General features: G+C 45.8%; 12 protein-coding genes. 5 read left to right on the top strand and 7 right to left on the bottom strand.

The window, feature by feature from the left end; translation table 11 throughout:
* Positions 1–7 precede the first annotated feature (7 nt).
* On the top strand, positions 8–1,285 hold the full coding sequence (locus tag HGO26_RS09135; protein WP_168824718.1) for a glycerophosphodiester phosphodiesterase family protein: 1,278 nt from the start codon (positions 8–10) through the stop codon (positions 1,283–1,285).
* An 83-nt stretch (positions 1,286–1,368) separates the two neighbouring features.
* Here HGO26_RS09135 and HGO26_RS09130 read toward each other — a convergent pair whose 3' ends face one another.
* Together HGO26_RS09130 and HGO26_RS09125 are read right to left on the bottom strand one after the other, a co-directional pair.
* Positions 1,369–1,935, bottom strand: a complete 567-nt coding sequence (locus HGO26_RS09130; protein ID WP_028759331.1) for a phosphoribosyltransferase — start codon at positions 1,933–1,935, stop codon at positions 1,369–1,371.
* A 284-nt stretch (positions 1,936–2,219) separates the two neighbouring features.
* Complete coding sequence (locus tag HGO26_RS09125; protein WP_168824715.1) at positions 2,220–3,986, bottom strand: alkaline phosphatase D family protein; 1,767 nt, start codon at positions 3,984–3,986, stop codon at positions 2,220–2,222.
* A gap of 252 nt (positions 3,987–4,238) precedes the next feature.
* On the opposite strand from HGO26_RS09125, the gene HGO26_RS09120 reads away from it, so the two are divergent.
* Positions 4,239–4,664 (top strand): CBS domain-containing protein, encoded by a 426-nt coding sequence (locus HGO26_RS09120; RefSeq protein WP_168824713.1) that lies wholly within the window; start codon positions 4,239–4,241, stop codon positions 4,662–4,664.
* A gap of 98 nt (positions 4,665–4,762) precedes the next feature.
* Positions 4,763–5,368: a DUF4274 domain-containing protein gene (locus tag HGO26_RS09115; protein WP_168824711.1), complete on the top strand. Its 606-nt coding sequence runs from the start codon at positions 4,763–4,765 to the stop codon at positions 5,366–5,368.
* A 27-nt stretch (positions 5,369–5,395) separates the two neighbouring features.
* Here HGO26_RS09115 and HGO26_RS09110 read toward each other — a convergent pair whose 3' ends face one another.
* The gene (locus HGO26_RS09110; protein WP_168824709.1) at positions 5,396–6,757 is read right to left on the bottom strand and encodes an MATE family efflux transporter; all 1,362 of its coding nucleotides are present in this window, start codon (positions 6,755–6,757) and stop codon (positions 5,396–5,398) included.
* A 412-nt stretch (positions 6,758–7,169) separates the two neighbouring features.
* Between HGO26_RS09110 and HGO26_RS09105 the strand changes: the two genes are divergently transcribed.
* Positions 7,170–8,087, top strand: coding sequence for an alpha/beta hydrolase (locus tag HGO26_RS09105; protein WP_168824707.1), 918 nt, complete (start codon positions 7,170–7,172; stop codon positions 8,085–8,087).
* 83 nt (positions 8,088–8,170) lie between these two features.
* Here the strand turns inward: HGO26_RS09105 and lgt are convergent, their stop codons facing one another.
* Both lgt and HGO26_RS09095 read right to left on the bottom strand, forming a co-directional pair.
* A complete protein-coding gene (gene lgt, locus HGO26_RS09100) occupies positions 8,171–8,950 on the bottom strand; it encodes a prolipoprotein diacylglyceryl transferase (RefSeq protein ID WP_131523760.1) in 780 nt (259 codons plus the stop codon).
* A 216-nt stretch (positions 8,951–9,166) separates the two neighbouring features.
* Positions 9,167–9,637, bottom strand: a complete 471-nt coding sequence (locus HGO26_RS09095; protein ID WP_168824705.1) for a cupin domain-containing protein — start codon at positions 9,635–9,637, stop codon at positions 9,167–9,169.
* A gap of 398 nt (positions 9,638–10,035) precedes the next feature.
* Here HGO26_RS09095 and HGO26_RS09090 point away from each other — a divergent pair, with 398 nt between their 5' ends.
* The gene (locus HGO26_RS09090) at positions 10,036–10,944 is read left to right on the top strand and encodes a GGDEF domain-containing protein (RefSeq protein WP_131523762.1); all 909 of its coding nucleotides are present in this window, start codon (positions 10,036–10,038) and stop codon (positions 10,942–10,944) included.
* Between the two features lie 160 nt (positions 10,945–11,104).
* Here the strand turns inward: HGO26_RS09090 and HGO26_RS09085 are convergent, their stop codons facing one another.
* Positions 11,105–13,294, bottom strand: coding sequence for an OsmC domain/YcaO domain-containing protein (locus tag HGO26_RS09085; RefSeq protein ID WP_168824703.1), 2,190 nt, complete (start codon positions 13,292–13,294; stop codon positions 11,105–11,107).
* A gap of 258 nt (positions 13,295–13,552) precedes the next feature.
* Complete coding sequence (locus tag HGO26_RS09080) at positions 13,553–13,783, bottom strand: hypothetical protein (RefSeq protein WP_113939077.1); 231 nt, start codon at positions 13,781–13,783, stop codon at positions 13,553–13,555.
* Positions 13,784–13,951 lie beyond the last annotated feature (168 nt).

The raw sequence follows: 13,951 nt of genomic DNA, 5'->3' as shown, positions 1-13,951 counted from the left end.
AAATCTGATGAAACTACGCCCTATTTCGTCGCTCTCACTCGGCCTGTTAATTGCCACGAGCGCTTTATTAGCCGGTTGCAATAATGGCGATGATAACGCCGCAGTCACGCCACCCACCAGCAAACCCGTTCCAGCTCAAGTGGGAGAAAGACCCTTATTCCTCGTACGTCAGATGCAAGACAGCACACTTAAAACCCGCTTAGAACAATGCACCACTGACAATTTTTATCGCAGCGAATTTTCCATAGGTCACCGTGGCGCGCCAATGAAATTCCCTGAGCATACAAAGGAATCCTACCAAGCGGCTATCGATTCGGGCGCAGGCATAGTCGAGTGTGATGTCACCTTCACCGCCGATAAAGCTTTAGTTTGCCGCCACTCACAGTGCGATCTTGCCAGCACGACCAACATTTTAGCCATACCCGAACTTGCCAATAAATGTTCGATCCCATTCACTCCTGCTGATGCCGCCAATGGCGTCAGCGCATCGGCAACCTGTTGCACTAGCGATATCACCCTCGCCGAATTTAAAACTCTCAAGGGTAAGATGGAAGGCAACAATCCGAAAGCGACCACTGCGGCCGAATTCATCAATGGTACCCCAAGCTGGCGTACCGATCTTTATGCTGGCAATGGCACCTTAATGACCCACGCTGAAAGTATTGAAATGTTTAAAAAAGCCGGTGTGAAGATGACGCCTGAGCTAAAAGCCGCCAGCGTATCTATGCCCTTCGATGGTTTTACTCAGCAGGATTACGCGCAAAAAATGTTGGATGAATACACGGCGGCGGGCGTCAATGTTTCGCAAGTATTCCCCCAGTCATTTATTTTGGATGACATCAAATATTGGGTCGCCAACGCACCTGAATTTGCGAAGCAAGCCGTGTTTCTCGATGACAGATACGATTATAACAGCGCCTTTGATCCGCAGAACTCTGCCACTTGGTCACCATCAATGGCGGATTTAAAGACCCAAGGCGTCGAAATTATTGCGCCGCCACTCTGGGTATTAGTCGCCTTAGATGCGGATAAGAAAATCATTCCTTCGGAATACGCTAAGGCCGCTAAAGGCGCTGGGCTTAAGATCATCACTTGGTCGCTGGAGCGATCTGGTTTATTAAAAAATGGCGGCGGCTTTTACTTTCAAAGCATTACCGAAGCGATAGATAATGAAGGCGATACCTTTGAATTACTTGATGTACTTGCGAAAGATGTCGGCGTGATTGGAGTGTTCTCCGACTGGCCCGCCACAGTGACTTACTATGCTAACTGTATGGATTTATAAGTTTTAAAATAGAAAAAATGCGTTAACGATTCATCGTTAACGCATTTTTTTTATTGCGAAAATAATCTATATCTCGCCGCGAGCTATTTAAACAGGTGCTGGATATTCTTTAAATCGCCCTTACCTTCGGCAATTTCTTCAGGCGTTAAACCTGTGACTTCGTGCGGGAAAACTAACCAGTCTTCAGAGGCATGAATGTAATAGTCGGGTTTTAAAGGCACTGCGGTATTTTTTGGCTTGTAATAAGGGCAAGCGATACGGATATCGGTTGGCATATTCAAGCGCATCAGTTGGCTGAGTTTTTCTTTTAATGCATGAATACTACGGCCAGAGTCAAACACGTCATCCACAATCAACAAACCGTCACTCGCGTTCGCATTTTCAACGATGTAATGCAGGCCATGAACTTTGATTTCTTTGCTTTGTTTGTCGGTGCCAATCCCATAATAAGAAGAGGTACGCACGGCAATGTGATCAGTTTCAACTTGTTTAAAATCGAAAAACTCCTGTACCGCGATCCCGATTGGAGCACCGCCACGCCAAATACCCACGATAAATTGCGGACGAAAGCCACTCTCATACACTTGCGAAGCTAATAAAAATGAATCTTCCAGCAATTGCTGCGCGGTAACAAAATACTTTTCTGACATGACACAGTCCCCATCACATTGATTTTATTCTTAGGTCGTTAAAGCTTATGACCCCTGTAAGGTCTGTTCGGCGGGTAAAGGTTCCCAAAACACTAGAACAGCTTTGCCTTAGCAAGTGTAGGCAGCCGCCGAATTTTGGGAGCGAATTTTATACCAAAAAAATGCGATGTGCTGCAGTAATAGTAAGAACTTGCGTGACAACAGACATTTATTTTGTCTTTTAAAGCCAAAAGCAACAAAAAGGCCACCCTAAGGTGGCCGATAAACAAGCGAACAATACCGCATTAAACGATAGGCGTAATCACATGCTCGCCTACTTTTGTCTTAGCACTATAACCACGGGCCGTTGCGACTTGGAAATCCTTCGACAAAATGGTATCCACATAATGCCAGTCGCTGCGCACCTCATCAGCGGTAAAGGTGAGCGTCATAAAGCCTCGGTCTTTTAAGTTAGCGTACTTAAGATCTGGCACTAACTCGACGATTGCCGCCTCGGTCGCGGGGATCTGTTCCGCTGGCAGATTCAAGTAATATTCAAGGCCTGGCGATGATACTGAGCTAGTCGCAAACTCAACACCCACTGTATCGCCTTGCACGTCTTTAAGCTCGTTTGCCCATGCATTATGGGTGTCACCCGCGATCACAACTAGGTTGAGATTTTTCGATTTAGCCGTACCTAAAATCACTTCACGCTCATAGGCATAACCATCCCAAGCATCTAAGTTGTATGGAATGGCAGGTAATTGCAGCAGTCCGATAACTTCTGGCGTGAGTAAGGCTTGATTGGCTTGAAGATATTGCAGCTCTTGGGCAGTAAGCGTGGGATCATTTGCCGCCGCACGGGCCGCTAACTTAGCTAAAGCCCCTAACATGGCAAATTGAGGAATGCTCATCTGCTGAGTGGCAATCGCCGCAGGCAATGACATCTTACCCATTAATACCTGCTGTCCCAGTACTTGCCACTTGCCTGTCGACTGTAGCAATGTGCCCTGCAGCCATAATAATTGCGTCAGCCCCAGCATAGTGCGAGTGGTCGAAGTGACATCAGCAAGGAAACGCTCTCCCGCAAACGAACCCGTGGTAGGATCCATATAATCGGCATAATCGAGCTGTTTATCACGGGCTAATACGCGAGTATCCAACATATGCAGATCGACGAGATTGCCGTAACTGAAGCTGCGGTAAATCTCTTCATGGTTCCCTTCACGCCATGGGCGAATCGGTAACCACTCGAAATAAGCTTGTAGTGCCGCTTCTTTACGAACGGCAAAATCCCCTTCGCCTTCGTTGTGATTCTCGGCACTATCACGCCAAGTATCATTGGCCACTTCATGATCATCCCACACTGTGATAAAAGGCACTTTCGCGTGTAACTTTTGCAGACTCGCATCGGTATGGTACTGACCATGGCGAGTGCGGTAATCACTCAACGTCAGCAACTCATTGGCGGGTAACACTTCACGCCCCAATTCGGCAGCATGCTCACTGGCATAACCACCGCGGGCATATTCATAGATGTAATCGCCTAAATGCACCACAGCATCTAAATCATCCTGCGCCGCCGCTAACTCATAGACGTTAAAATAACCGGCAGGAAAGTTAGCACAGGACATCACGGCTAATTTGACTGAGCTAACATCACCTTCAGGCAGAGTGCGGGTTTTACCCACAACTGAGGTTTTATCACCCGTCATAAAGCGATAAAAGTAGGTTTGCCCGGCACGTAAACCACGGGCATCAATCTTAACCGTGTAGTCACGGCTTGCATTAGTGACAGTCTCACCTGTGGTCACTAATTGACTAAAGGCCGCATCGCTTGCCACTTGCCAACTCACTTTTACATCGCTCTCAGATTCAGGCGTGACACGAGTCCAGAGGATCACGGCATCGACTGCCGGATCGCCACTGGCAATCCCATGTAAAAATTGCGCGGGTACAGAATTATCATCATTACTATCACTACAGCCCATCAAGCCGTAAGAGATCACAGCAACACCAACACCTTTGGCCGACATAGCCAAAAAATCACGACGAGTTACGGTACGATTCATTATTATTCCTTGTTAGAAAAGGCTTCACTGGTATGAGGTCTAATAAGACCACGATTGTGAGATATCACTGTTACATATTTGTGACATCTTTGTCAGCCTTTTATGATATCTATCAATTCAAACACTTATACTGGATAGCGTACTTTATTTGTGCAGGACTGGCGTAGCTTACAGAGAAGCTGCTAACATCGGTGCAGGCTAACGCAGCGTGTTAAATGCACGCCAGAGAATGGCAAGAAAAGGAATTTAACAATGAAAGTCAGCGATATTATGAGTGATCAAGTCATCTGCATCAGCGATGGCGCCAGTTTGAAAGATGCCCACCATCTGATGCAAACCCGTGGCGTACGCCACTTACCTGTGATTTCTGAAATTGATGGCACCCTCGTTGGCGTACTCACCCATAAAAAGATGATCGCCAGCGTGATGACTATGTTGAACAAGTACGGCCAAGGCGCGCTCGAACGTAAAGAGCGATACACGCCAATCACGACAGTGATGGATAAAGAGTATCAGCATCTAACCGCCGACGAGCCCTTAACTGTGGTGGTGGAATATTTTATTGAAAACAAACTCGGCTGCTTGCCCGTCGTCGATGTCGATAAAAAGGTACTCGGTATCGTCACTTCATCGGACTTTATTAAGCTGTGCCGTACCCTACTGCAACAGCAAGCGTAACGTTTTACGCTCCCTTTCTTCCATGTCAGCCTTTTGCTACGCAAGGCTGACGCTGTCTTTTTTATAAACTGTGTGTTCTATAAAAAGAAAGGATTCCCTTGGCTAAATTACTCTCACAAGAACAATTTATTCGCGCCTATGAATGCGCAGAATTTGGCTGTTTTGCCAATCAACAACAACTCGCCAAATTACTCGCCGATCCCGATTACGACTTTTTACATCAAGACAGTACCTACTTTGGCAAAGCGGCAACGCAAATCACCTGTATCAGTGACTTACAAAGTATGGAGGAATTGCATTTTGTCGCGGCCAACTTGAATTGGGATAACGATGATCCCGACATGGTCAGGGCGATTATCGAACATCCACTCTGCGACGCAGGTACCGCCTTATTACTCTACTGGTACGGACAAGGCTTTTATTACTCCACGCCGGAGACGCTCGACACGCCTTTTGGACAGCTATTCAAAACCATAACCGATAGATTTGTTGCGCGCGGCTATGCCAGTTATAAAATCCATTTTGACCCGATTAAAGAATGTTTTATGCCCTCATTAGAAGACGTTCTTACTAGAGGATGCCAAATTCCAGGGGCTATTTTTGCCCCCTACAGCACTATGGAAATCGAAACCTATGAAGGGCATCCAAGGTATCTACAATTTAAAAATGAACTACTGAAATCGGGCAAATGGGGCAACCAATAAGCGTTGACCTTTTGATATCAGAACAGTTTAAGCTAGGGTTACTGGCGGAATACGCGTAAAACGCTGCCAGCGACCCGAGCGCCAACGGTGCACCATAATCAATCCACGCACCCATTCATCTGCCGCAACGGCCAGCCATGCTGCAAGCACGCCATAACCTAAATGCAAGCCAAAGAACCAAGCAAAAAACACCCCAATACCCCACATGCTAAAAAGACCTATACGCACAGGGAACGCCACATCACCGGCGCCCTTGAGCGCCGAGATAATCACCAGATTAAACACTCGTCCGGTTTCAAGGGCGATGGAACCCGCAAGCAATAACGCTGTTAGTTGGATAACTTCTTCGTTTTCACTCAACCAGCCGACAATAACGAATCGCTGCCAGTAGAAGACTAATACTATGGTCAGTGAAGCGATAAAGCCCACCAAACAGTAACGCTGCACCCGAGTGGTGATTTCATCGAACCATTGTTTACCCACATAATATCCAGTCTGGATTTGCGTCGCCTGCCCGAGTGCGACTGCAAAACAATAGATAAAACGGCTAATGTTCAAGCCATAGGTGTAGGCCGTGAGCGATAAAGTGCCCATCTGGCTGATAAAGTAGATGATGGTCATCTGAGCCACATTATAAGACAGCATCTCGCCAGCATTGAGCAGGCCAATACGCATCACACTCCAATAAGTGCTGCGCGGTAAAAGCTTAAGTCGTTGCAGTGGCAGCGGAATTTGCTTATGCCGGATCACCATCAGCATGATAAACGCACCAATGACCTGGCTGGTCACTGTCGATATCGCCACCCCTGTTACCCCATAAACAGGTAAACCAAAGGGTGAATACAGGGCAATATAATTACCGATCACGTTCATTAAGCCCGTGCTCGAGGTAACTAACATGGCCGAGCGGGTAAAACCGTAACTACGCAAAATAGCGGCGAAGGCAATGTTCATCACTAGCCCTATGCTCAAGCTGCCGCAAATCACCAAATAGTCATATCCAAAACCAGCCACATCGTGCTCAAGCGCAAATAAGCCGATAATGCCCTTAGCACCAAAGAACATAGATGCGCCCATGACCAAGGCTAATACCAAACTCAATACGACACTCGCCACCCCGATATCGACAGCCTGCTGCGGTTGGCCTGCCCCATTGCTTTGGCTAATCAAAATACTTGCGCCCGTACTCACCATCATGGACATGACCATCATGAAGAACATCAGCTGAGTCGTGAGTCCCACTGCGGCAACCGCATTATCGGAATAATGGCTCAGCATAAAGATATCGCAGATCCCAAGCAGAGATTGCAGCAAGGTCTCGATAAAAATCGGCCACGTCAGGGCAACTATGCCCATGCGCTGTTGCAATGTTTTGGGTGCTTTGGCCACGAAAGATTCCTGCAAATAGAGAACGAATAACGAGTGTGATCGCTGGCTCAATGTGTCGCTCAAACAGCATCTTGGCAACCTATATTTTAGCCAAGAGACTGAAACCCACTTTCACAAATAGACATCAAAGTGCTATCGAACGCACAATCAGGCGGACATTTAAGCGCATTAAGCCTGACAGTCAATTAAGTTGGTAATTTTCTTACAAGACACCCTACAACTCAATCTGTAATAGTGAAAAAGATGCCGACTGCAACCGTATTCATTACTAAGTTAATACCAAAGTTAATTTCCGCAATCATGATAGAGCTCATGGCTGAGTGTGAATCTAGGCTACCAATTCAATTAAGCTGCCGATAAACTCAGCCCATTGCAGAACAGCCGAGCGCACTAAAAATTGAGGGAGTATTAAATGAGCCAACTCTATTTAGAAGAGGGAATTAAACAATTGGTTAGCGAGTTTATCGCGGCGGGCTGCCCATCGGTGCGAGAGCAAAGTATTGAGCAACGTAGACAAGGTTATATTGCCAGCACTGTACTCGCGGGTGAGCCTGAAGAGGTGTTCGAGGTTAGATCTATTTCCATCGATGGCGCAGAATTAACTCTGTTCAAACCCTCGGCGGCAAACAATTTACCTATCGTCATTTACTACCATGGTGGCTGTTTTGTCAGTGGCGGCGTTGAAACCCATAATCAACAACTGCGAAAACTCGCCAATGATTCTGGCGCACTGGTGATCGCCGTTCGCTATCGCCTCGCCCCAGAACATGTTTATCCCGCTGCCCACGACGATGCCTGCCATGCCGCAGAAGTCATCTATCAACATTGTCCCCAATGGGGCGGTGATAACACTAAGATCACCCTAATGGGCGACAGCGCCGGCGGCCATTTAGCCCTAGTCACTTGCCTGCGTTTAAAAGCCAAAGGGCAATGGTTGCCACAGAAACAAGTGCTTATCTATCCTATGCTCGATGCCACCGCGAAGAGCCAAAGCTATAGCGACAATGGCGAGAAATACATCATCACCCGCGACACCTTGCTAACAGGTTTCGATCTGTATTTAGATTGGCACCCCAGAACCGATGCCGAAGCCAGTCCACTACGCCGTGATGACTTAGCAGGCTTACCCGAAACCCATATCATCACCGCCGAATTCGATCCACTCGTCGATGAAGGTGAACAGCTATTTAGGAATCTATTAGAGGCTGGCGTCAATGTCCACTGCCGTCGTTATCTTGGCGTCATCCATGGTTTCTTCCAACTCTCGGGCGTGAGCCGTTCCGCTCGGGATGCCATGGTGCAGGTGACCAATATAGTGAAGACAACCTAACGTCATACTTGATGATTAATTCATTCATAAAAAAGGCTTTCTATCTAGATAGAAAGCCTTTTTTAATCGTTTGATATTCAGATTTAAACGGTTTTCTTTCGATACGCCAAGAACAACAAAACTATACCTACGGCTAAAAACGGTAAGCTCAGAAGTTGTCCCGCACTTAAGAAAGTTTCAGAGTAAGCCGCTTGGCTAACTTTAATCGACTCAATCGCAATTCGCGCACTAAACACCGACACCAGAAACAGGCCGAAAATAGCCCCATGTCTTTGTTTAATCTGCGTGTATTGATACAAAGCATACAGACCAATAAAGATAGCTAAATAAGCGAAAGCCTCATAGAGCTGTGCTGGATGTCTTGGCAACATGTCGACACGGGCAAATATAATGCCCCAAGGTTGAGTCGTAGGATCGCCTAAAATTTCTGAGTTGGCGAAGTTTGCCATACGCACAAAAAAGCCAAAAATGGCGGTGGCGATCGCGAGTCTGTCCAACAAAAACAGAAATGGTAGCTTCACTTTACGTTGGTAATAATACAAGGCCAGAATCGCGCCTAAACCACCACCGTGGCTGGCGAGTCCGCCTTCCCAAATCGCCAAGATCTTAAGCGGATGAGCAAAGTAATAAGTCGGATCGTAGAACATACAATGGGCCAAACGCGCACCCACAATAATGCCAACCACACAATAAATCAGTAAATTATCAAGGGACTCAAGATCGAGATTTTCCTTGATATAAATCCGCTTCATCACCTGAAAACCAGCAGTAATAGCAACAGCAAACAGGACTCCATACCAATGTATTTTTAGTCCCATAAACGAGATTAATACAGGATCGAGCTCCCACACTAAGTGTTCCAAATTCAATTACTCCATAACACTTGGTACATAGAGGTACGCCAAAAAGCATGTTTTACGTGGTTAAACGCCAATAGACAAGCCTTGTCGCGGGGATATCTTACTATTGAGTCAAATTTAATGACTCAGAGCGACCTTGGTTTTGCCGAATGAGGCAATGTCAACCAAGTTACCATTTAACGAATCAACTGGCTAAATTTAACTGACTTTAGCACTTCCCTAACGGCTCAGACGTTGGATGATGTCACTATGCTGTGGATATTGGGCTAACAAAGTTTGTTGGCTAAACAGCTCAAAATCATCAAAGGTAAAACCGGGCGATACCATGCAACCCACTAATGAAAAACCATCTTGATTCATGGCTGAACCAAAGATACAGCCCTTAGGGACTAAAAACTGTGGCCGCTCGCCCGCAGCTATATTAAGCCCTAATTGCGCCGTCGTTAGCACCCCATCAGGATCAATCATGTAAATCGTCAGCGATTGCCCCGCATGGAAATACCACATTTCATCAGCTGTCAGACGATGGAAATGGGAAACCTCTCCCGTACGCAGCAAAAAATAGATACTGCTCCATAATGCCCGAGTCTGATCAAATGCCGTTTCTGAACGATAGGATGAGCGGTAATAACCGCCTTCAACATGCTGCTCTAGCGCTAAATGTTCAATAAAATCATCTGCAGTATGCATTATAAATCCCTGTGTAAAATTAAAACCACAATTAAGGCCCTAGATTCTACTCGAAAATCATCTGTCCACTAAACACCGCAATGAAGCTTTTTGAACATAAGCACAAACGCTAAAGTTCAAGACATCACGACTGACTCGATACGATCGCATGACTTAGGTTTTAAGCCTCAACAGGGATACAACTCTGCGCCATCGAACGCTCTGATGCCTTGGTAAAATCGCGACGACAAATAAATTGTACGGCATATTGTTATGGTTTGTTGTTACCCACAAAAGCGGCTAAATTGTAATGAGTTCGCAGGATGCATTCGCGGCTAAAGCGCCAAAGAGTAGTTTATCTATGATAACTTGGACACGCGGACTTAAGGTTGGGTGATTTTCCACAGGGATTTTAATCGATGATCAAAATAGAAGAAATGGCTTTAGTCCTTGATGCACTTCCTGATCCTACTTTTGTTCTGTCAAAAAGTGGTAAATACATTGCCGTCTTCGGTGGTAAAGATGACCGTTATTACCACGATGGTAGTGGCCTAATCGGCTTGTATCTTAGCGATGTGTTAAAGGCTGACAAACTCAATTACTTCTTACAGGTTATCGAAAGTGCATTAACCAGCCGAAAATTACTGATCGAAGAATATGAATTGAGCAATAAAGATGTCAAAGGCTTACCCGATATAGGCCCTGAACAACCCATTTGGTTTGAGGGACGCATTCAAGCACTAGACTTTCTGGTTGATGATGAGCCTGTGGTGCTTTGGGTCGCCAGTAATATTTCCAAGCGGCATGAACTTGAACTGCAACTACGTCAACTAAGCGATACCGATCAGCTGACAGGGCTGTATAACCGTCGCCGCTTAGAACGTGATTTAACCTTTCAATTCGATATATTTCAGCGCCACCGTATTCCCACCTCAATCTTGATCCTCGATTTAGACCATTTAAAGTCCATCAATGATCAGTTGGGTCACTATGCTGGCGATCAAATCATCATCGCAGTTGCCGAAACCTGCCGAACTCAATTTAGAAAAACCGATAGCGCGTATCGTTTTGGTGGCGATGAATTTGTGATTGCCCTACCTGGGGTTGAGCATTCGCAAGCGGTTGAATTTGCAGAATACCTCTGCGATTGCTTTTACACTGAACTGCAAAAATATGCTGTCAATGGCTTGTTTGCCACCGTAAGCATTGGAGTCGCCTCTATCGAACCATTGGATAAGTCCTATGAAGAAACGCTTAAGCGGGCCGATGCGGCCTTGTATCAAGCTAAACGTAACGGCAAAAATCGAGTTATATCAAATACAGCCTAAGCGGGCTGAACATTTCAAACCACACATAGCAATAACAAGCGCCCTTAATAAATGATAGCCACAAGTGCTCATAAGAAGCGCGAATCAAAAGAGCAACAAACAAAAAAGCGAACCAAAAGGTTCGCTTTTAAACACATGAAGCTAATGCCAAATAACAGAATTAATTCAGGTCTTTCGCAGCTTTACGGGCTTGATGCAACTTCTTATAGCTTTCAATCAATCTTAAATGCGGCTCAATGCCTTCGAGCTGCATGCTGGTCTTAGTTAAACCATAAAAACGCACTTTTCCTGTGACTGAGCCAACGACGTTGTCCATCACTTCTTTACCGAACATACGGTTGAAGTTATGGATAAAATCATCAAGTTCTAACTCTTCATCTAAGGTCACTTCCAGCACAGCATTCATGGCTTGGTAGAACAGGCCACGTTTAACGGTATTGTCGTTAAACTGCAGGAACTCACCGACCAGCTCAATCGCGTCTTCGTGTGCACCAAGTGCCAAATAAATCAGGATCTTAAGCTCAATAATCGTCAGTTTTCCCCACACGGTATTTTCATCAAATACAATGCCGATTAAGGTGCGAATATCCGTGTAGTTATCGAGTTGGCTTTCTTCTAAACGGTTGACCAAATTAGCCAATTGCTTAGTGCTTAACGAATGCAGATTTAAGATATCTTCACGGTACGCCAGCGCCTTGTTGGTGTTATCCCAAATCAAGTCATCAACTGGATAAATCTCAGAATAATTAGGAACTAAAATACGGCACGCCGATGCGCCTAAATCGGTAAACTCGGCGATATACACCTCTTTACCTAACGCTTCTAAGATCCCAAACAGGCCGTCAGCTTCTTCTTCGCTGGTGCCAGAGAAATCCCATTCGCAGAATTCATAATCAAATTTACTGCTAAAGAAGCGCCATGAAATCACTCCTGTTGAATCAATAAAGTGCTCAACAAAGTTTTCTGGCTCGCTGACCGCCATGCTGTTAAAGGTCGGTTTTGGCACATCGTTTAAGCCTTCGAAGCTGCGGCCTTGCAGTAATTCAGTTAGGCTGCGCTCTAACGCCACTTCGAAGCTTGGGTGCGCGCCAAAGGAGGCAAATACACCGCCAGTTTTCGGGTTCATCAGGGTGACGCACATCACTGGGAACTGGCCGCCGAGTGAGGCATCTTTAACCACAACCGGGAAACCTTGCTCCTCTAAACCGTTAATGCCCGCGAGGATGCTTGGGTACTTTTCTAGTACAGACATAGGCACATCGGGCAGGACAATTTCTTGCTCAATGATTTGACGTTTTACAGCGCGCTCAAAAATCTCTGACAAGCACTGCACATGGGCTTCTTGCAGGTTATTACCCGCACTCATACCATTGCTTAAGAACAGGTTTTCAATCAGGTTCGATGGGAAGTAAACCGTTTCACCGTCAGATTTACGGGTGTAAGGAATCGCACAAATGCCGCGTTTGATATTGCCCGAGTTAGTATCAATCAAGTGCGAGCCGCACAGCTCGTCATCTGGGTTATAAATCTCTAAGCAATAGTCATCGAGAATACCCGCTGGCAGCGCATCGTCTTCTTCTAACGCAAACCACTTTTCATTGGGATAATGCACAAATTCGCTATTGGCGATTTCAGTCCCAAAGAATTGATCATTATAGAAAAAGTTGTTATTCAGACGCTCAATAAACTCGCCGAGTGCCGAGCACAGCGCGCTTTCTTTGGTCGCGCCTTTACCATTGGTGAAACACATTGGCGAAGCGGCGTCACGAATGTGCAGTGACCACACGTTCGGCACGATATTGCGCCATGATGAGATCTCTATCTTCATTCCAAGATCGGCGAGCATGCCCGTCATATTGGCAATGGTTTGCTCCAGCGGCAGATCTTTACCCAGAATAAAGGTGCTCGATGCGCCATTAGGCTGGCCCATCAACATGGCATTGGCGTCTGAATCTAGGTTCTCAACGGTTTCAATTTTAAATTCTGGGCCAGTTTGCACCACTTTTTTAACCGTACAACGGTCAATCGAGCGCAAAATACCTTCGCGATCTTTCTCCGAAATATCTTCGGGTAACTCAACTTGAATTTGGAAAATCTGGTTGTAGCGATCTTCTGGATCGACAATATTGTTCTGCGACAGTCTAATGTTATCCGTTGGAATATCACGGGCTTTGCAATATACCTTCACGAAATAGGCCGCACACAGGGCTGACGACGCTAAGAAATAGTCAAACGGACTAGGCGCTGAACCATCACCTTTGTAGCGGATTGGCTGATCGGCGGTCACGGTAAAATCATCAAACTTGGCTTCAAGTCTAAGATTGTCGAGAAAATTAACTTTGATTTCCATTGAATATGATTTCCACTAAATATGCGAGTCTGTAGCAGCCCATCGACCAAGTCGCGTCATTGGTAATGAGTCATTAAGGGGGAATTATCGGTGTTTTTGGCCCATTAGTCTTGGGTTAATTATGTTAAAAACCATAATCAGGGCATTTACGGCTGAGCTTGGTGGGTTGAATAGCAAGGTTAAGCGACTGCTTAGATTGAGTATCAAGAAGGCGAGGAAACCAATGAGTCGCAGAGTAACACTCTGTGCAAAAACACATTATGGATGTTTTTCAGTTTCACGCTTAACCAACAGAAAGGTTAAATACATCTTAGTCGGTAATGACAAGGCCATGCCAAAGGCGACACACATGGCGCTGATAATAATCCCTTGCACGCCCATCGCCTCAACAGTTTCATTAAAGTTATGCAAGTAGATGCCCAGCGCAATAAGACAAATGCCTACAGTAATGCAGATTTTCAGCGTTAGGATCAGCTTTTCATTTGTCACAACCCAGCCCTTACTGTTCGCCACTACCTGCACCAGCCTGCACCAACTCTAGCTAATTTTGCATCAATTTAAGCTAATATAGTGAACTCATTGGGCCCGTATAGTGTTGATAAAGATCAAAAGAAAGGCCTAGATTCACAGCATAGTTAACGATTTTGGAATCAATCA

The organism is Shewanella oncorhynchi, from assembly GCF_012584455.1.
GTDB classification, from domain to species: domain Bacteria; phylum Pseudomonadota; class Gammaproteobacteria; order Enterobacterales; family Shewanellaceae; genus Shewanella; species Shewanella oncorhynchi.
The sequence above is the reverse complement of the archived record's forward strand: the minus strand, read 5'-3'. Positions and strand labels throughout refer to the sequence as shown.